The sequence below is a fragment of the Phytohabitans aurantiacus genome (assembly GCF_027923225.1).
In the GTDB taxonomy this organism is placed as follows: domain Bacteria; phylum Actinomycetota; class Actinomycetes; order Mycobacteriales; family Micromonosporaceae; genus Phytohabitans; species Phytohabitans aurantiacus.
Map to the genome: position 1 here is coordinate 105503 of NZ_BSDI01000012.1, position 18268 is coordinate 123770.

An 18268-nucleotide genomic window follows, 5' to 3' on the forward strand; every position below is an offset into this window, starting at 1 on the left:
CTGCGGGGAACGTCTGCATGGGGAGCCGCCGTGCCCGGGTTACGTCGTCTGTTCGCGGTACGCAAGCCGACCGCGTCCGAAGTGCTGCCCTGGATACCGACGCTCTTCGGCGTCGCGCTGATGATCGGGCTGATGGTCACCTCGATCGTGCTGTCGCTCCGGCCCGACACTCCCGCCGGTTCGGCGGCCGAGCCGGGTGCCCTGCCGCCCCCGATCGAGTTCCCAGTCCCGGCCGATCCTGAGCCGACCACGCCGCCACCCTCGACACCCGCGCCGACGCCGTCCGCCTCCGTGGTGCCCACGCGCCCGGCGGCACCGGTACGCACCACTCCGGGCCGCGAGACGCCTCCCGATCCGGAGCAGGAGTCGCCGCCGGTTGTCCCGCAGCCACCACCGCAGACCACCGTCACCGGCCGGTACCAGGTGCTCGACTCGTTCGGCGACTCGTTCATCGGCGAGGTGCTGGTGTCGAACAGGGGGAACAGTCCGCAGAACTGGACGGTGCGGCTGCAATTTCCGTCGAACGTGGGCAACCTGCGCACGTTCTGGATCGAGGGCGCACCGCAGGGCACGATGCGCCGCTCCGGCGACGCGTACATCTTCACCAGCGGCGTACCGGTGGACGGGGGAAGGTCCGTGCCGTTGCGGTTCCACTACGACCGGGTCGGCAGCGGCGACAAACCATCGTCGTGCACAGCGAACGGCGCGGCCTGCTTAATATGAACGCGGCTGGTCCAGGACGTGCTGGGCCACGAAGTTCAGGATCATCTCGCGGCTGACCGGTGCGATCCGGCCGGCCCGCACGGCACCGAGCAGCGTCGCGACGCCGTACTCCGTGGTCATGCCGTTGCCGCCGTGCACCTGTATGGCTGTGTCCACGGCGAGCGCCGCCGCCTCCGCCGACGCGTACTTCGCCATGTTCGCCGCGACTCCGGCTTCCAGGTCGCGTCCCGCGTCGTACAGGGTGGCCGCCTTGGCGATCATCAGCCTGGCCAGGTCGACCTGCACGGTCGCGTGTGCCAGCGGGTGCGCGACCGCCTGGTGCGCCCCGATCGGCCGGCCCCAGACCTGCCGCGTGGACGCATAGCCGCTGGCCCGCCCCAGGGCGTACCGGGCGGTGCCGGCTCCCATGGCGGCGACCGTGATCCGCTCGGGGTTGAGCCCGGAGAACAGCGCGGGCAGGCCCGCCTCTACGTCACCGATCAGGGCGTCGGCCGGTACCCGCACGCCGTCCAGGTACAGCAGCCACTGGTTCTCCGGCGACACGATCTCCATGTCCAGTTTGGACATCGTGAGGCCGGGCGCGTCGACAGGCACCATGAAGAGCGCCGGCTGGAGCCGGTCACCGCTGGCCACCCGGGCCACCACCAGCACGTACGCCGACTCGTCGACGCCCGAGATGAAGCACTTGCGGCCGGAGATCAGCCAGTCGTCCCCGTCCCGCCGCGCGGTCGTGCCGAGCTTGTGGAAGTTCGAACCCGCCTCCGGTTCGGTGATCGCGAACGCCACCTTCAACGACCCGTCGGCGAACCCGGGAAGGTAGCGGGCTCGCTGCTCGCCGGTGCCGTGCCGGGCGATCACGGTGGCGGCGATGGCCGGCGAGACCACGAGCAGCAGCAGCGGGCAGCCCGCGGCGGCCAGCTCCTCGCAGACGATGGCCAGCTCGGTGATGCCGCCGCCACCCCCGCCGTACTCCTCGGGCACGCTCACGCCGAGGTAGCCGAGCTTGCCGGCCTCGTCCCACAGCTCGGTGGTGTGCTCGCCCGCCTTCGCCTTGGCCACGAAGTAGTCGTGGCCGTAGCGGCGACCGAGGGCCGCCACGGCGTCGCGGAGGTCGGACTGTTGAGGGGTGAGATCGAAGTCCACAGTAGACCTACTCGGGGGTGAGGACCGCCAGTACCGTTCCGGTGTCGACCTGCGCGCCGGCGCTCACGGGGATCGAGGTGACGACCCCTGCGGCCGGCGCGTGTACGGGGTGTTCCAACTTCATCGCTTCCAGCGTCATGAGCAGCTCGCCGGCGTCGACCCGCTGGCCGGACACCACCAGTACCCGGCTGACGGCTCCGGGCAGCGGTGCGAGGAGTGAGCCGTCGGTCAGCTCCGCCGCCGGCTCGGGGAAGCGCGGCAACTCGGCGAGGGTGACCGACCCTTCTGGACTGTCCACGTAGGAGGCGTCACCGACGCGGTGCACCCGGAAGGTGAGCCGGATGCCGGCCAGATCGAGCACCACGCGGTGCGGTTCCGCCTCGACGATCGCCACCGCCGGGTGGTCGTCGGTCACCGGCGGGTGGCCGAGCCCGGCCAGATCCAGCTCCTCCGGGTCGACCGCGCGGACCCACCAGCCCGCCAGATCGCCGGCGCGGTGCAGCCGGTACCCGACCTCGACCGGGCCGGCGGGCCCGTCGTACACGGTGATCTGCGCGCCGGACGGCACGTTGCGCCACCCGGACGGCAGCGAGCGCAGCACCGTGGCGTCCGCCCGGCGAGCCGCCGCGCCGGCCAGCGCCGCGGCGAGGCACGAGACCCGGACAGCGTCCACAGAGGACAGCAGTGGCGCGAACACCTCGGTGTACCGGTCGAGGAAGCCGGTGTCGATCTCGCCGGACCGATACGCCTGGTGGCGCAGGACGCGCACCAGCAGGTCGCGGTTGGTGGCCACGCCGTGGATCTCGGTGCGCGTCAGCGCCGAGGCGAGCAGGCGCGCCGCCTCATGCCGGGTCGGCGCCCACGCGATCAGCTTGGCGAGCATCGAGTCGTAGTGCACGCCGATGACCGAGCCGTCCCGCACTCCTGAGTCGAGACGCAGGCCGGGCTGTGGCAGCGCCCGGAACTCGGCGACCACCTCCGGCACCCGGAACCGGTGCAGCGTGCCGGTCGCCGGCAGCCAGGCGTACGCCGGGTCCTCCGCGCACAGCCGTACCTCGATGGCGTGGCCCCGGATCTGCGGCGCGCTGCCCGCCATCGGCAGCGGCAAGCCTTCCGCCACAAGGAGTTGAAGCTGCACCAGGTCCACACCGGACACGCACTCGGTGACGCCGTGCTCGACCTGGAGGCGGGTGTTCATCTCCAGGAAGTAGAACTCGCCGGTCGGGGTGAGCAGGAACTCCACGGTGCCGGCGCCGACGTACCCGACCGCGCGGGTGGCCGCCACCGCGGCGTTGCACAGGTCCTCGCGCATCTGCGGGGTGACCGCCGGCGACGGCGTCTCCTCGATGAGCTTCTGGTGCCGGCGCTGGATCGAGCACTCCCGCTCACCGAACGGCACGATGTTGCCGTGCGTGTCCGCGAAGATCTGTACTTCGATGTGGCGGGCACGCTCGACGTACGTCTCGCAGAAGACCGTGCCGTCGCCGAACGCGCCGGCCGCCTCGCGCCGGGCGGACGCCACCGCCTCGGCGAGCGACTCCGCCTCGCGGACGATGCGCATGCCGCGCCCGCCACCGCCAGCGGACGCCTTCACCATCACCGGAAAGTCGGTTACCTGCTCCGGATCGAGGTACGTGGGCAGCATCGGCACGCCCGCGTCGGCCAGCCGCGCCTTGGCCTCGATCTTGGAACCCATCAGCTGGATCACCTTCGCCGGCGGACCGACCCAGGTGAGCCCGGCGTCGGCCACCGCAGCAGCGAAGTCCGCGTTTTCGGCCAGGAAGCCATACCCGGGGTGCACGGCGTCCGCGCCCGTCTTGCGGGCCGCGGCCACGATCAGGTCGCCGCGCAGGTACGTCGCGGTGGGCGCGTTGCCGGGCAGGTGTACCGCGTAGTCCGCCTCGGCGACGTGCGGTGCGTCGGCGTCCGCGTCCGAGTAGACGGCGACCGTCTCGATGCCGATCAGCCGGCACGTGGCGAAGATCCGGCGGGCGATCTCACCGCGGTTGGCCACCAGGAGTCGTCGGATCATTGTGGCCACCCCTCACATCCGGAAGACGCCGTACCCGGCGGCGCCCTCGATTGGTCCACTGTGGATCGCGGACAGGCAGAGCCCGAGCACCGTCCGGGTGTCGCGCGGGTCGATGACGCCGTCGTCGTACAGCCGGCCGGAGAGGAACAGCGCCACCGACTCGGTCTCGATCTGCCGCTCGACCATGGCGCGCATCGCCTTGTCGGAGTCCTCGTCGTACGGCTGGCCCTTGGCCTCGGCCGCCTGCCGGGCCACGATCGACAGCACGCCGGCCAGCTGGGCGGGGCCCATCACGGCCGACTTCGCGTTCGGCCAGCTGAACAGGAAGCGCGGGTCGTACGCCCGGCCGCACATGCCGTAGTTGCCGGCGCCGTACGACGCGCCAAGGTTGACGGTCAGGTGCGGCACCTTCGAGTTGGCGACCGCGTTGATCATCAGGGCGCCGTGCTTGATGATGCCGCGCTGCTCGTACTCGGCGCCGACCATGTACCCGGTCGTGTTCTGCAGGAACAGCAGCGGTGTGGCGGCGGCGTTGGCGAGCTGGATGAACTGTGCCGCCTTCTGCGACTCCTCGGAGAAGAGCACGCCGCGCGCGTTGGCGAGCACGCCGACCGGGTACCCGTGCAGCTCGCCCCAGCCGGTCACCAGGGCGGTGCCGTACCCCGGCTTGAACTCGTCGAATTCGCTGCCATCCAGTACCCGGGCAAGGACCTCACGCGGGTCGAACGGCACCTTGAGGTCGGCGCTCGCGATGGCGATCAGGTCTTCCGGATCGTGCTTGGGCGGCGCGGGCAGTGCGTTGCGCGCGCTCGACGCCTTGCGCCAGTTGAGGCGGCGCACGCACTGGCGTGCGAGCCGGATGCCGTCGCGCTCGTCCTCGGCGATGTAGTCGGCGAGCCCGGACCGGGTCGCGTGCATCGCCGCGCCGCCCAGCGACTCGTCGTCGGTGACCTCGCCGGTGGCCATGCGCACCAGCGGCGGCCCGGCCAGGAAGACCTTGGCCTGGTTGCGCACCATGACCGTGTAGTCCGACATGCCCGGCACGTACGCGCCGCCAGCGGTCGCGTTGCCGAAGACCACGCTGACCGTGGGGACGCCCGCTGCGGACAGCCGGGTCAGGTCGCGGAAGACCCGGCCGCCGGGAATGAAGATCTCGGCCTGGCTTGGCAGGTCGGCGCCGCCGGACTCGACCAGGTTGACCAGGGGCAGGCGGTTCGCCAGCGCGATCTCACCGGCCCGTTGGGTCTTGCGGAGGGCGTACGGGTTGACGGCGCCGCCCCGCACGGTCGGATCGTTGGCGACGATCACGCACTCGACACCCTCGACCACGCCGATGCCGGTCACCACGCTCCCACCGACCGGATAGTCGGTGCCCCACGCGGCGACGCTCGACAGCTCGAGGAACGGCGCGTCCCGGTCGAGCAGCAGCTCTATCCGTTCGCGCGGCAGGAGCTTGCCCCGCGCGTGATGGCGGGTCACGTACTTCTCGCCGCCACCACCGCGAGCACTGTCCAGCGCGGCTTCCAGCTCCGCGATCCGCTCCAGCATCACGCCGCGGTTTTCCAGGTACGACGGGGTACGCGGGTCGATGGTGGTGTCCAGGACGGCCATGGCTCAGACCCCCATCTGGTTCACATTGATCTCGGACGCGCGCGCCGGCCCAGTCGCACGCCGCGCCACCTCCGTAACGAGCGGCTCGCCTGCGGCGACACGGGACAGATCCGCTATCCGGAAACGCAGTCGCTCACCCAACCCCTTGGCCTGCGGATCCACCTGGGCGGGCGATGCCAGCAGCCCGCGTACGACGAAGTTGACCGCCCGCAGGTTGGGCAGCTCGTACCGTTCAACGGGCCGGCCAGCGGTTTCAGGGAGAAGCTCGGCGAACCGGTCGACGGTCAACCAGGCCCGCAGCCGGGCGTACTCCTCGCCGGAACGCGCCCAGACACCGACGTTGGCGTCCGGACCCTTGTCACCCGACCGGGTGCCTACGCCTCGGGGTGGCGGTCCTTCCGACTCCCTTTCAAGGGCGGGCGGCGGGTCGTCCGAAAGCGCGGTCGTCGGCGGCGGCGCGATCGCCACGCGGGTGCCGTCGGGGTGGACCGCCACGTGCTCGCGCTGCGGCACCGCCCCGGCCGTGAAGACCCCGTACGGCGAGGCGTCGGCCGGGGGCGTGGTGAGGAAGCAGCCCGGGTACGAGGCGAGGGCCAGCTCGACCGCCGCCGCCGAGAACGCCCGGCCCGCGCGCTTCGCGTCCGCGTCGTGGATCTGGGCTCGCAGCAGGGCGCCTTCGCCGGTACTCGTCAGCGTGAAGGCCAGCCCATCGGTGCCGACCGCGGCTTCGAGCTGGGTTCGCACGAGTGCCGCCTTGGCCTCGATGTCGAGCCCGACCAGTACGAACGTCATCGCGTTGCGGAAGCCGCCGAGCGTGTTGACGCCGACCTTGAGGGTGGGAGGCGGGGGCGTGCCACGGACCCCGGTGACGCGCACCCGGTCCGGACCATCGGGCGCCAGCGTGATCGAGTCGAGATAGGTCACCACGTCCGGCCCGAGGTACGCCGGCCCGCCCACCTCGTACACGAGCTGCGCGGTCACGGTGTCGACGGTGACGGCACCGCCGGTACCCGGATGCTTGGTGATCACGGTGGACCCGTCGGCGTGCACCTCGGCGATCGGAAAGCCGGGCCGCCGCCCACCGTCGGGCAGCTCGGTGAAGAAGCTGAAGTTGCCGCCGGTGGCCTGGGCCCCGCACTCCAGCACGTGCCCGGCGACGGTGGCGCCCGCGAGCGCGTCGAAGTCGGTGCGCCCCCAGCCGAAGTGGGCGATCGCCGGCCCCACCACCAGGGACGCGTCCGTGACCCGGCCGGTCACCACGACGTCCGCGCCGGCGTCGAGGCACGAGGCGATGCCGAACGCGCCAAGGTAGGCGTTGGCCGTGAGGGCACCGTCGCGTTCGGCGGCGTCGCCGGCGACGTACCCGACGCGCGCGCGGAGGCCGAGCCGCGCGGCGAGCGAGTCGAGCGCGGCGGCCAGCCCTTCGGGGTTGAGCCCGCCAGCGTTGGTCACGATGCGTACGCCGCGGTCGAGCGCGGTGCCGAGGCACTGCTCCATCTGCCGGAGGAAGGTGCGGGCGTACCCGAGCGACGGGTCTCTCAGGCGGTCTCGCCCGAGGATGAGCATGGTCAGCTCGGCCAGGTAGTCGCCGGTGAGCACGTCGAGCGGGCCGCCGTCGAGCATCTCCTGCCAGGCGGCGAAGCGGTCGCCGTAGAAGCCGGACGCGTTGCCGATGCGGATCATGGAAGGCTGCTGGCTGGTCTGCGGCCGGCGCCCGGCGGGCCGGCGAAGGCCTGTGCGATGTCGAGCCACTCGTCGGCGACCGGGCCGGTGGCCACCAGTGCCAGGTCGGCACGGTGCCGGCGCTGCGTGACGAGCAGGCAGAAGTCGAGCGCCGGGCCGGTCACCCGATTCGCGGCACCGGCCGGACCGTACACCCAGACGTCATCGGGTCCGACCAACTCGACCCGGACGGGCTCCGTGGGTGCAGGCCGGTCATGGGTCAGGAAGCTGTGCGCGAGGGTGCGGAAGCCGAGGTGCGCCACGTGCCGCAGGCGCGTGGTCGGCACCCTGCGGTGTCCCAGCGTGTCCGCGATGTCCTGCCCGTGCGCGAACGTCTCCATGATCCGTGCGGTCGCCATCGAGGGCGCCGACATCTCCGTGCCGTACCAGGGCAGGCGCGCGCCCGGCGGCACGGCCTTGAGGGCGTCCGCGAGGGCCGCCCGGCCGGTGCGCCAGCGGGCCAGCAGCTCGGCGGGCGGCGCCAGGCATTCCTCCGTGCCCCGGTCGATGAAGTGCTCGGGATCGGTGGCGGCGTAGGCCATCGAGGCGTGGAACGCGTCCGGGTCGGTCGCCGCCAGCATCGCCATGTGGTCGGTCCAGACGAGGTGCGCGATCTGGTGCGCGATGGTCCAGCCGTCGGCGGGCGTCAGCCGGGTCCAGTGCGCGTCCGGCAGCGGGCCGACCCGGGCATCCAGGTCGGCCGACTCGTCGGCGAGGTCGGCGAGCAGTCCGTCGAGGTCGACCATGGGCGTCGTCTCCTGTCAGAGGTTGGCGAGCGCGCCGCCGGCGAGGCCAGGAAGCGCGGCGAGTTGCTTCTTCCACGCCGCTAGCAGGGCCTGGCGGCGATGGGTGTCGTCGGAGAGCAGGTTGGCCACGCCGAGCCCGCGCAGCAGGTCGAGGGTGGCCTGCACGGCCTCCCGCACCCCGGGCGCGCGCTCGTCGGCTCCGAGCAGGTCGACCGCGAGCCGGTGCATCTCCCGGCCCACCCGGGCTTCGAGCGGGACGAGGGCGGCACGCAGGTCGGGATCGGTGCGGGCAGCCACCCACACCTCCAGGGCGGCCACGAAGAGCGGGCCGGTGAACGCCGCGGCCAGCATGTCGACGACCCGGTCGAGCCGCTGCGGACCGGCGGGCAGGACGGCCGCCTCCTGCCGGATCTCGGCAGCGCGGCGCTCGGCCAGGTGCTCGACCGCGGCCATCACCAGCTCGGACTTGGTGGGGTAGTGGTGCAGCTGGGCGCCGCGCGAGACGCCGGCCCGGGCAGCGACCACGGTCGTGGTGGTGCCCGACCAGCCGTGCTCGACGAGGCACTCCACGGTGGACTCCAGGAGGCGGGCCTGGGTGACGCGACTGCGCTCCTGTTGCGGGGTACGGACCGGCACACCCTCAGCCTGCCCGTACAGAAACAAACAGTCAAGCCTGCTTGTTTTTGGAGAGTCGCTGCCGGGAATGATCAGGGCGTGAAGCGGCTGCTCGCGATCACGTTGGGCATTTTGACCGCGATCGGCGGCTTCGTCGATATCGGGGACCTCGTCGCCAACGGTCTTGTCGGCGCGCGGTTCGGGCTGAGCCTCGCCTGGGTGGTGATCGTCGGGATCGGCGGCATCTGCGTGTACGCCGAGATGTGCGGGCGAGTGGCCGCCATCTCCGGCCGCCCGGTCTTCGACATCGTGCGCGAGCGCCTCGGCCCGCGCTGGGGCGTCACGAACCTGCTGGCGTCGTTCCTCATCACCTTCCTCACGCTGACCGCCGAGATCGGTGGTGTCGCCCTCGCGCTCGAACTGGCCAGCTCCGTCCACTACCTGCTGTGGGTACCGCTGGCGGCGTTCGCGGTCTGGGTGGTGATCTGGCGGGTCCGGTTCAAGCGGATGGAGGAGATCTTCGGGCTGCTCGGGCTGTGCCTGCTCGCCTTCGGCGTGGCCGTCTGGCAGCTCGGGCCGGACTGGGGAGCACTGTGGACACAGGCGACCCATCCCGCACCGGACGGCAGCGAAGGCTGGCCGACCTATGCGTTCTGGGGCATCGCGCTCTTCGGCGCGGCGATGACGCCGTACGAGGTGTTCTTCTTCTCCTCGGGCGGGGTCGAGGAGCACTGGTCGCGCCGGGACCTGGGCACCATGCGTGCCAACGTCTTCATCGGCTTTCCGCTGGGCGGCCTGCTCTCGCTCTGCATCATGGCGGCCACCGCCATCGTGCTGCTGCCGCGCGGTGTCGAGGTGGAGACCCTGGACCAGCTGGTTACGCCGGTCACCGAGTCGCTGGGCAAGGTGGGGCTCGCGGTGGTGCTCATCGGCATCTTCGCGGCCACCTTCGGCGCCGCGCTGGAGACCGGCTTGTCGTGCGGGTACACGGTGGCGCAGTACTTCGGGTGGCAGTGGGGCAAGTACGTGCGGCCCCGGGAGGCGTCGCGCTTTCACGTGACGGTGCTGCTCACGATCCTCACCGGCGTACTGATCCTGTGCACCACTGTGGACCCCGTGCTGGTCACCGAGTACTCCATCGTGCTCTCGGCGGCGGCGCTGCCACTGACCTACCTGCCGATCCTGGTCGTGGCCAACGATCCGGACTACCTCGGCGAGCACACCAACGGGCGGTTCGCGAACACGGTCGGCACGGTGTACCTCGGCATCGTGCTGGTCGCCTCGCTCGCCGCCATCCCACTCATGATCGTGACGGGAGCGGGCGGATGAGCGGTGGCAGGGCGTACGACGCCCACCTGCACCTGCTGGACCGGCAGATCATCGACCCGGACGGCCGGATGGTCGGCAAGGTCGACGACGTCGAGCTGGCTCCGGACGGCGAGGGCGGCCTGTACCTCGCCGCGCTCCTCGTCGGCCCGGCCGCGCTCGGCCGGCGGGTCGGTGGACGGTTCGGGCGGCTGTTGGTCCGGCTGCAGGGGCGGGGCGAGCCGGTCCGCATCCCGCTGGAAGAGGTCACCGAGATCGGCAGCGCGGTGCGGCTCGGCACCCGTCGACCCCCGCCCGGCTCGGAACACTGGATTCGTGACCACGTCGTCGCCCGCATACCGGGAGCCTCCGTTGAGTCAGATGAGTGAGCCTCCGCTGACACGCGTGAGTGAGCTGATCGGCGCGCCCGTGTACGGACCGGACGGGGAGCGCATCGGTGTCGTGGAAGACGTGCGGCTGGCGCAGGACGGGCCTCCGCAGGGCCACCTGCACACGCGGATACGCGTCGCGGGGCTGATCGTGGCGCCGCGCCGGCACGTGCGGCTCTGGGGGTACGAGCGGCGACCCGACATCGGGCCGTGGCTGATCCGGGCGATCGTGCGCCGGCTCAGCCACGGCGCCCACGGGGTGCGCTGGGCCGACGTGCGCTGGGACCCGGTGGCTGGCGTCGTGCACTGCCGCTTGCCGAAGCGCGCCCTGTCGGCGGCATACGACCTGCCGGCGACGCCGTGACACACCTTTTGAGCTGCCGCGATGTCCGCCGCGCGCAAGATCGTTGCTCCCGCGGCCGCACCGTCCGCGATTCACGGTCAACCCCGGACGGGGTTGGTCGTGGGGACGCGAAGGGCGAGGCCGCGGGAGCAGCGGTAGCTACCGCGACGAGCGTCGCGGCAGCTCGAAATCTCTGAATCCTGGCTGGTCGCGCCTAGACGCGGGCGCGCCGGGCGAGCCGCTCCGGGTCGAGGATGATCACGCTCTTGCCGTCGAGGCGCAGCCACCCGCGCGACGCGAAGTCGGCGAGGGCCTTGTTGACGGTCTCGCGGGAGGCGCCGACCAGCTGGGCCAGCTCCTCCTGGGTGAGGTCGTGGGTCACCCGGAGCACGCCGCCGTCGCGGGTGCCGAACCTGCCGGCCATCTGGAGCAGGTTTTTCGCCACGCGGCCGGGAACGTCGGTGAAGATCAGGTCGGCCAGTGCGTCGTTGGTCCGGCGCAGCCGGCGCGCCAGGACCCGGAGCAGCTGCTCGGCGATCTCCGGCCGGTTGTTGAGCCACGGGCGCAGCGCCTGCTTGCGGAGGCGGGCCAGGCGCGTGTCGGTGACGGCGGTGGCCGTCGCGGTGCGCGGGCCGGGGTCGAAGAGCGAGAGCTCGCCCAGCATGTCGGATGGGCCCATGACGGAGATGAGGTTCTGCCGGCCGTCGGCGGCGCGCCGACCAAGCTTGATCTTGCCGGACAGCACTATGTAGAGGCTGTCGCCGGGCTCGCCCTCGTTGAAGACGACCTCGCCCTTACGGGTCTCGATCGTCTCCATCTCTTTGGCGAGCGCTTCGGCCGCCTCCGGGTCGACGCCCTGGAAGATCCCACTGCGGGCCAGTACCTCGTCCATACCGCACCTCCGCCTGCGCATTCCTGTCACTTACCGGCAATTCGGCCGGTTAGTCGGCGCGCGCAGTAAGTCTAGGCGCACGTCGGCGAGGTTCGGGCGTGCACCCCCGGAAACTTGATCGTAAAGTGCGGCGGGTGGTGCCGGAGCCAATCCTTGGAGACCGTCTTGAGAACGGTCGCGACATTCCGCTGCTGACCTGGCGGATCGGCCGCCCGCTGCTGGCCATCTCGTCCGCGCCGCTCGGCGGCGGCATCGGGCTCCGGCAGTGGATCATCAACGCAACGGTACCAATGTGGTACGACCGGGACGATCCAGACGTGCACCTGGCCGAGTTGGCCGCCGAGTTGGGGTTCGAGGGGCCCGGCATCGGCCTGCTGACCGGCGTCGACGTGGCCGAGGTCGTCACTGCGGTCGACGAGGGGGTCCGCGTGTGGGCCACCGTCGGGCTCGGTGACCCCGTCTGGGCGGCGGCGATTCGTGCCGATTCACCCCGTGTCGGCACGGTCAACATCGTGGTCTCAGTGCCAGCCCGGCTGTCCGAGGCCGCGCTGGTCAACGCGGTCGCCACCGCTACCGAGGCGAAGGCACAGGCGCTGTGGGACCTCGGTCTCGCGGCGACGGGTACGCCCACCGACGCGGTGTGCGTGGTGTGCCCGCCCGACGGCCCGGTTGCCGCCTACGGCGGTCCGCGTTCGGAGTGGGGAGCCCGGATCGCCCGTTCGGTCCACTCGGCCGTCCGATCAGGTGGTGGCACGGGCAGGGGGACCGGGATGCCCTGGTCCGACCGAAATCTGTAGTTCGCAGGCCCTTGCAGCTGGCCGGTATCGTCGCGGAACGATGAGTCACCCCGGGCTGCACGAACGTTCCGGCCGCACACGGCGTCCCATCCTCGCCGTGGTCGCGGTCGTCGCGGTGCTGCTCGGAGCCGGTCTCGGCGCCGTGGCCTTCGTCGCGAACCGCGACTCCGGATCGGGGTCGACGCTCTGGCAGGGCAGCGCGGTCCACGAGCCTTCCGGATCGACCGAGCCCTCCCCGTCGCAGTCCACCGAGGCGTCTCCGGCCACCATCTCCATGTCGGCCACCGGTGACATCATCATGGGCAACGCGCCCAGCAGGCTGCCCGCCAACGGCGGCAAGGGCTTCTTCAACTCGGTCAAGTCCGCGCTCGCGGCCGACCTCGTGATGGGCAACCTCGAAGAGCCACTCACCGACGACACCGGGGCTGGCAAGTGCGGGGCCAACTCCACGAGGTGCTTCCAGTTCCGGGCGCCGCCCTCGTACGCGGCACACCTGAAGGACGCCGGCTTCGAACTGCTCAACCAGGCCAACAACCACGGCAACGACTACGGCCCGGCGGGATACCGCAACACCCAGAAGGCGTTGAAGGCCCAGGGTCTGCGGCACACCGGGGCGCCTGACGAGATCACCGTGGTCGACGTCGAGGGCGTATCGGTGGCCGTGGCCGGCTTCTCCTCGTACCCGTGGTCGAACAGCCTCACCGACATCGACGAGGCCACCGAGGTCATCAAGAAGGCCGCCACCATGGCCGACGTCGTGGTGGTCCAGGTGCACATGGGCGCCGAAGGCGCCGACCAGACACACGTCAAGCCAGGCACCGAGCTCTACCTCGGGGAAAACCGGGGCGACCCGGTCAAGTTCTCGCACGCCATGATCGACGCAGGTGCCGACCTGATCGTGGGGCACGGTCCGCACGTGCTGCGCGGCATGGAGTTCTACAAGGACCGGCTGATCGCGTACAGCCTGGGCAACTTCGCGGGCGGCGGCAAGACGTTGAGCAGCAACGGCGTGCTCGGGCTGGGCGGTGTGCTCAAGGTCTCGGTGAAGCCAGACGGTACCTTCGCCAGCGGCCAGCTCATCTCGACGGCGATGAACAGCGCGGGCCTGCCGACGATCGACAACGCGCACCGGGGCGCCAAGCAGGTGGGCCAGCTCAGTAAGGCTGACTTCCCGACCACCGGCGCCAAGCTCGACGGCAAGGGCAAGATCACCGCTCCGGCGGCCGGCTGAGTCGGAGCGTCGGCGTACTCTTTCGCCGTGGCCCGTACCGAGAGTGACCTGTCGCGCAAGCGGCGCGCCCGGAAGATGGCGCGCCTGCTGGAAGAGACCCACCCCGACGCGCACTGCGAGCTCGACTTCCAGAACGCCTTCCAGCTGTTGATCGCGACCGTGCTGTCGGCGCAGACCACCGACGTCCGGGTCAACCTGACGACGCCCACGCTGTTCGCCAAGTACCCCACGCCCGACGACCTGGCAGCGGCCAACCCCGAAGACATCGAGCAGATTCTCAAGCCGACCGGGTTCTTCCGGGCCAAGACCAAGTCGGTGATGGGGCTGTCGGCGGCCCTGCGTGACCGGTTCGGTGGTGAGGTGCCGCGCACGCTGGCCGAGATGGTCACGCTGCCGGGCGTCGGTCGCAAGACGGCCAACGTCGTGCTCGGCAACGCCTTCGACGTGCCGGGCATCACGGTCGACACGCACTTCCAGCGGCTCGTGGGTCGGTGGGAGTGGACCGCCGAGTCCGACCCGGTCAAGATCGAGCACGCCGTCGGAGCGCTGATCGAGAAGCGCGAGTGGACGATGCTCTCGCACCGGGTGATCTTCCACGGCCGGCGGGTCTGCCACGCCCGCAAGCCGGCCTGCGGCGCCTGCACCCTCACCAAGCTCTGCCCGGCGTATGGCACCGGCCCCACCGAGGCCGCCGCCGCGGCCAAGCTCCTCAAGGGCCCGCGCGCCCGCGAGCTCGCCGCCGCGGCCGGCGTCGACCCGGAGTTGGTGCCCGCCAAGGCGGTGACCGAGCCGGAGGCACCGTGAAGCGAGCCGCCTTCTTCCTGGTCGCGACGCTGCTCGTCGCCGGGTGCACCGACGACCCTGAGCCGCCGCCGGAGCCCGCACCGGCACCGTTCGCCGACTGCGCAGCGCTGACCGCGCCACCGGCACAGGCGACCGCCAGCCCGGGTCCGGCTCCGGCCGCCGCGGCAGCGCTGCCCGACATCGCGCTGCCCTGCTTCACCGGCGACGCCACCGTCCAGGTGAGCGCCATCCGCGGGCCGGCCATCGTCAACCTGTGGGGCTCATGGTGCGCGCCCTGCCGCGAGGAGCTGCCCGCCTTCCAGCGCTTCGCCGACCGCGCCGCCGGCAAGGTCCACGTCATCGGCATCGACACCCACGACACCCGCGAGGCGGGCGGGTCGCTCGCCGAAGACCTCGGGGTGACCTACCCCAACCTTTACGACCGGTCGGAGCGGTTCCGCATCAAGCTCTCCGGGCGCCCCTTGCCGTTGACGCTCTTCGTCGACCAGCAGGGCAAGATCCGGCACCTCTACAACGAGGCCGCGCTCGACGACGCCACGCTCGCCACCCTGGCCGCCCGGCATCTCGGGGTGACGCTTCCATGACTGACGGCGCTTCCATGACTGACGGTAACGGGACGCCGGACTGGTTGGCGCCCTTGCTCGATCGGCTCCGGGACGCTCGGGTCGAAGACTTCACGCGCCTGCCCACGCCCACCGACAGCGGCCGGCCGAGCGCCGTCCTCATCCTCCTCGGCGAGCACGACGGCGAGCCCGATGTGCTCATGCTCCAGCGGGCGGCGACGCTGCGCACCCACGCGGGGCAGCCCGCGTTTCCGGGCGGGGCGAGCGACCCGGGCGACGCCGACGCGGTCGCCACCGCCCTGCGCGAGGCGCAGGAGGAGGTCGACCTCGACCCGGCCACCGTCACCGTGCTCGCCGACCTGCCTCCGCTGTGGATACCGGTCAGCGGCTTCGTCGTCACGCCGGTGCTCGCGTGGTGGCACGCACCGCATGCCGTGCACCCCAAAGATCCGGCCGAGGTGGCGCATGTCGCGCGCCTCCCCATCGCTGAGCTCGTCGACCCGGACAATCGGCTGCAGATCCGTCATCCGAGTGGCTGGATGGGCCCGGCGTTCCAGGTGCGCGGGATGTTGGTTTGGGGCTTCACCGCGGGGGTCCTTTCCGCGCTCCTGGAGATGGCCGGCTGGGCCCGGCCCTGGCCACGCGACCGGATCGCCGACATGCCGACCAGCCCGCCGCCCACCGGCACCGAAGACGTACCCGCCTAGCGCGTCGGCGCCGGTACTCGCGAGACCCCCGTACCCTTGACGCGTGTCCGCCATCGATGTCGCCCTTGTGCTGCTCATGCTGTTGTTCGCGATCAGCGGATACCGACAGGGATTTGTCATCGGTGCGCTGTCATTCGCCGGGTTTTTCGGGGGCGCTCTGATCGGGCTCCAACTCGGGCCTTTCGTAGCCCAGCGCTTCGCCGACGACGCCGTGCGCGTCGTCGTTTCTCTTATCGCCATCTTCGGGCTCGCGGTGCTCGGGCAGGCCCTCGCCGGCTGGCTCGGCACCCATCTCCGGCACGCCATCACCAGCCCAGCCGGCCGCCGGGCCGACGACGCCGGTGGTGCCGTGGTCTCGGTGCTGGCCGTACTCGTGGTCGCGTGGCTCGTGGCGGTGCCGCTAGGCACGTCATCGCTGCCCTGGCTGGCCAGCTCCGTCCGCAACAGCGCGATCCTGCACGGCGTCAACCGCGTCATGCCCGAGCAGGCCCAAGCCCTCTCCCAGGCCCTCCGCGAGACCGTCGACACGCAGGGCTTCCCCGAGGTGTTCGGCGAGCTGTCGCCCACCCGGGCGCGCGAAGTGGCGGCTCCCGACCCGCGTCTCGCCGGCTCGAGGGTGGTCGCCAACGCGCGGCCGTCGGTGGTGAAGGTCCTGGGCACCGCACCGAGCTGCTCCCGGCGCATCGAGGGCTCCGGCTTCGTGTACGCCAAAGAGCGCGTCATGACCAACGCACACGTGGTCGCCGGCACCCGCTCGATCGAGGTGGAGATCGGCGACGAGAAGCTCGACGGCCGGGTGGTCGTCTACGACCCCAACCGGGATCTGGCCGTCCTCTACGTGCCGGGCCTGGACGCGCCGGTGATGCCGTTCGCGCAGCGGGAGGCCCAGGCCAACGCGGACGCGATCGTGCTCGGGTTCCCGCTCGACGGACCGTTCAACGCGCAGTCCGCCCGCGTCCGCGACCTCGGCGACATCACCGGGCCGGACATCTACGACTCGAAGGACGTGACCCGCGAGATCTACACCATCCGGGCGCTCGTGCGGAGCGGCAACTCGGGTGGCCCGCTGGTGGGCACGAACGGCCAAGCGATCGGGGTAATCTTCGCGGCGGCCGCCGACGACCGGAACACCGGGTTCGCGGTCAGCGCCAAGGAGGCTTCCCCGGTGGCGACGGCGGGCCTGTCTCGCACGCGCGCCACGGGCACAGGCGCCTGCGCCTAACCCACCCGGCGTGATCAGGGCGTCCCTGAAGGCGCTCTAGCAACTTGAGGGACGCCCTGATCACGCCGTTGCGGTTAGCGGGTGCGGAAGAAGCGGCGGACCGTGAAGGCGCCCGCCACGATCACCCCGAGCGCGATCAGACCGCCCGCGAGCAGCCCGCGGCGCGACTCTTCCACCTCGCCGACCGGCTCCGCCGACCAGCCCGCGTTGGAGCCGGGCGCCTGGCCACCGGTCTGGTGATTGCCGCTGGTGCCGCCGGCGGCCTCGATGCCAGGCGCGGCGCCAAATCCGGCGACGCCGGGCGGGGCATTGTTGTCGAGCGGGTTGCGCTCCACCGTGGACATGCCGACGGTGAGCGCGGCGACGGGGTCGACCAGGCCGTATCCGAACCGGTCGTCGCGGCCCACCGCACCCAGATCGTCGGCGGTCTTGATGAGCCGGTTGACGACGGTGCCGGCGGTCATCTCGGGCCACTTGGCACGGACCAGCGCGGCGGTGGCGCTCACCAGCGGGGCGGCGAAGCTCGTGCCCTGCACCTTCCACGTGCCGCCGGGCCGGGCGCCGACCAGTCCGTTGGCGGGGGCGGCGAGCACGGTGGCGGGGCCGGTGATGGAGCCGGACCAGAGGCCCTCGGTCTCGCGTTCGAGACCGGTAACCGCGATGACGCCGGGCTCGCGAGCCGGGTACCAGACCTCGGCGGGCGCGTCGGGCGCGACGTTGCCGGTGCAGGCGATCACGACGACGTCGCGAGCGAACGCGTAGTCGATGGCGGCCGCCAGTGCCGGGCTGTTGCCGCTGCCGCCGAGCGAAAGGTTGATCACCTCGGCGCCGTTGTCGACCGCCCACCGGACGCCCTTGGCGACGATCAGCGCGTCGTCGTACCGGTTGTCGGCGTCGAGGACCCGGACGGGCAGGATCTTCGCCTGCGGCGCCAGCCCCATGACCCCGTCGCGGTCATCGTTGCGCCCGGCGATCAGGCCGGCGACGGTGGTGCCGTGCCCCACCGGATCGGTGCGCCCATCGCCGCTGCCGGTCACGAGGTCGATGCCCGGCAGGACCTGGCCCGCGAGGTCAGGGTGGCTGCCGTCGACACCCGAGTCGATCACCGCGACGGTGACGTTGGACCCGGTCGCGTATCGCCATGCGTGCGTGGCGCGCAGCTCGGTGAGCTGCCACTGGTCTTCGCGGACGGTGTCGCGGCGCTGGACTGTGCTGGCAGCCTGCGCTGGCGTAGCGGCGATCGCGGGCGCGCCGGTCGCACCGACGGCGACGAGCGCCGCCCCGACGAACCGCGGAACGGCGCCCCAGCGAAGGCTCCACAGCCTCATCGCAGATGGCCTCCAGTCAGGCCGGTATATAGGTCCGGACCGACAAAGTCGTTGGAGGGAGGTTACCGCGTTCAGGTACCCCGGGTAATCCGCTG

The 18268-nt window shown here is 71.5% G+C and carries 18 protein-coding genes; 10 read left to right on the plus strand and 8 right to left on the minus strand.

The features are described 5' to 3' along the window. Positions 1-30 precede the first annotated feature (30 nt). On the plus strand, positions 31-723 hold the full coding sequence (locus QMG73_RS15290; protein WP_281895945.1) for a cellulose binding domain-containing protein: 693 nt from the start codon (positions 31-33) through the stop codon (positions 721-723). Here QMG73_RS15290 and QMG73_RS15295 read toward each other — a convergent pair. The 6 genes from QMG73_RS15295 to QMG73_RS15320 are packed head-to-tail and all read right to left on the minus strand — an operon-like array spanning position 715 to position 8613. After that, on the minus strand, positions 715-1866 hold the full coding sequence (locus QMG73_RS15295) for an acyl-CoA dehydrogenase family protein (RefSeq protein ID WP_281895948.1): 1152 nt from the start codon (positions 1864-1866) through the stop codon (positions 715-717). The genes QMG73_RS15290 and QMG73_RS15295 overlap by 9 nt on opposite strands. 7 nt (positions 1867-1873) lie before the next feature. Next, positions 1874-3898 (minus strand): ATP-binding protein, encoded by a 2025-nt coding sequence (locus QMG73_RS15300; protein WP_281895949.1) that lies wholly within the window; start codon positions 3896-3898, stop codon positions 1874-1876. 12 nt (positions 3899-3910) lie between these two features. After that, the gene (locus tag QMG73_RS15305; RefSeq protein ID WP_281895950.1) at positions 3911-5509 is read right to left on the minus strand and encodes an acyl-CoA carboxylase subunit beta; all 1599 of its coding nucleotides are present in this window, start codon (positions 5507-5509) and stop codon (positions 3911-3913) included. A gap of 3 nt (positions 5510-5512) precedes the next feature. Then, the gene (locus tag QMG73_RS15310; RefSeq protein WP_281895951.1) at positions 5513-7192 is read right to left on the minus strand and encodes an acyclic terpene utilization AtuA family protein; all 1680 of its coding nucleotides are present in this window, start codon (positions 7190-7192) and stop codon (positions 5513-5515) included. Then, positions 7189-7977 (minus strand): TIGR03084 family metal-binding protein, encoded by a 789-nt coding sequence (locus QMG73_RS15315; RefSeq protein WP_281895953.1) that lies wholly within the window; start codon positions 7975-7977, stop codon positions 7189-7191. Before QMG73_RS15315 ends, QMG73_RS15310 begins: the two co-directional genes overlap by 4 nt. Before the next feature lie 15 nt (positions 7978-7992). Next, positions 7993-8613, minus strand: coding sequence for a TetR/AcrR family transcriptional regulator (locus QMG73_RS15320; RefSeq protein ID WP_281895955.1), 621 nt, complete (start codon positions 8611-8613; stop codon positions 7993-7995). 78 nt (positions 8614-8691) lie between these two features. Here QMG73_RS15320 and QMG73_RS15325 point away from each other — a divergent pair, with 78 nt between their 5' ends. The 3 genes from QMG73_RS15325 to QMG73_RS15335 are packed head-to-tail and all read left to right on the plus strand — an operon-like array spanning position 8692 to position 10650. Beyond that, a complete protein-coding gene (locus QMG73_RS15325) occupies positions 8692-9921 on the plus strand; it encodes an NRAMP family divalent metal transporter (protein ID WP_281895956.1) in 1230 nt (409 codons plus the stop codon). Next, positions 9918-10286, plus strand: a complete 369-nt coding sequence (locus tag QMG73_RS15330; protein WP_281895957.1) for a PRC-barrel domain-containing protein — start codon at positions 9918-9920, stop codon at positions 10284-10286. Before QMG73_RS15325 ends, QMG73_RS15330 begins: the two co-directional genes overlap by 4 nt. Positions 10287-10302: 16 nt before the next feature. Then, the gene (locus tag QMG73_RS15335) at positions 10303-10650 is read left to right on the plus strand and encodes a PRC-barrel domain-containing protein (RefSeq protein WP_281895958.1); all 348 of its coding nucleotides are present in this window, start codon (positions 10303-10305) and stop codon (positions 10648-10650) included. A gap of 193 nt (positions 10651-10843) precedes the next feature. Here QMG73_RS15335 and QMG73_RS15340 read toward each other — a convergent pair whose 3' ends face one another. Continuing rightward, a complete protein-coding gene (locus QMG73_RS15340; protein ID WP_173057568.1) occupies positions 10844-11521 on the minus strand; it encodes a Crp/Fnr family transcriptional regulator in 678 nt (225 codons plus the stop codon). A gap of 134 nt (positions 11522-11655) precedes the next feature. Here QMG73_RS15340 and QMG73_RS15345 point away from each other — a divergent pair, with 134 nt between their 5' ends. From QMG73_RS15345 to QMG73_RS15370, 6 genes are read left to right on the plus strand one after another with little or no spacing between them, the layout of a single operon-like run. Then, entirely contained in the window at positions 11656-12318 is a 663-nt protein-coding gene (locus QMG73_RS15345) for an adenosylcobinamide amidohydrolase (RefSeq protein WP_281895962.1), read from the plus strand. 40 nt (positions 12319-12358) lie between these two features. After that, positions 12359-13549 (plus strand): CapA family protein, encoded by a 1191-nt coding sequence (locus QMG73_RS15350; protein ID WP_281895964.1) that lies wholly within the window; start codon positions 12359-12361, stop codon positions 13547-13549. A gap of 27 nt (positions 13550-13576) precedes the next feature. Beyond that, a complete protein-coding gene (gene nth, locus QMG73_RS15355) occupies positions 13577-14353 on the plus strand; it encodes an endonuclease III (protein ID WP_281895966.1) in 777 nt (258 codons plus the stop codon). Continuing rightward, a complete protein-coding gene (locus QMG73_RS15360; protein ID WP_281895968.1) occupies positions 14350-14937 on the plus strand; it encodes a TlpA family protein disulfide reductase in 588 nt (195 codons plus the stop codon). The genes nth and QMG73_RS15360 overlap by 4 nt, the downstream gene beginning before the upstream one ends. 14 nt (positions 14938-14951) lie before the next feature. After that, positions 14952-15623 carry an NUDIX hydrolase gene (locus QMG73_RS15365; RefSeq protein WP_281895969.1) on the plus strand — a complete coding sequence of 224 codons (672 nt, stop codon included), beginning with the start codon at positions 14952-14954 and terminating at the stop codon, positions 15621-15623. Positions 15624-15666: 43 nt separating this feature from the next. Then, positions 15667-16845, plus strand: coding sequence for a MarP family serine protease (locus tag QMG73_RS15370; protein WP_281895970.1), 1179 nt, complete (start codon positions 15667-15669; stop codon positions 16843-16845). A gap of 74 nt (positions 16846-16919) precedes the next feature. Here QMG73_RS15370 and mycP read toward each other — a convergent pair whose 3' ends face one another. Next, on the minus strand, positions 16920-18173 hold the full coding sequence (gene mycP, locus QMG73_RS15375; protein ID WP_281895972.1) for a type VII secretion-associated serine protease mycosin: 1254 nt from the start codon (positions 18171-18173) through the stop codon (positions 16920-16922). Positions 18174-18268: the final 95 nt, after the last annotated feature.

What these genes read in the sequence shown, in the direction of transcription:
- QMG73_RS15300 (WP_281895949.1), bottom strand. Translation starts at nt 3,898, where the DNA reads ATGATCCGACGACTCCTGGTGGCCAACCGCGGTGAGATCGCCCGCCGG.
- QMG73_RS15330 (WP_281895957.1), top strand. Translation starts at nt 9,918, where the DNA reads ATGAGCGGTGGCAGGGCGTACGACGCCCACCTGCACCTGCTGGACCGG.
- QMG73_RS15365 (WP_281895969.1), top strand. Translation starts at nt 14,952, where the DNA reads ATGACTGACGGTAACGGGACGCCGGACTGGTTGGCGCCCTTGCTCGAT.
- QMG73_RS15350 (WP_281895964.1), top strand. Translation starts at nt 12,359, where the DNA reads ATGAGTCACCCCGGGCTGCACGAACGTTCCGGCCGCACACGGCGTCCC.
- QMG73_RS15340 (WP_173057568.1), bottom strand. Translation starts at nt 11,521, where the DNA reads ATGGACGAGGTACTGGCCCGCAGTGGGATCTTCCAGGGCGTCGACCCG.
- QMG73_RS15315 (WP_281895953.1), bottom strand. Translation starts at nt 7,977, where the DNA reads ATGGTCGACCTCGACGGACTGCTCGCCGACCTCGCCGACGAGTCGGCC.
- mycP (WP_281895972.1), bottom strand. Translation starts at nt 18,173, where the DNA reads ATGAGGCTGTGGAGCCTTCGCTGGGGCGCCGTTCCGCGGTTCGTCGGG.
- QMG73_RS15310 (WP_281895951.1), bottom strand. Translation starts at nt 7,192, where the DNA reads ATGATCCGCATCGGCAACGCGTCCGGCTTCTACGGCGACCGCTTCGCC.
- QMG73_RS15305 (WP_281895950.1), bottom strand. Translation starts at nt 5,509, where the DNA reads ATGGCCGTCCTGGACACCACCATCGACCCGCGTACCCCGTCGTACCTG.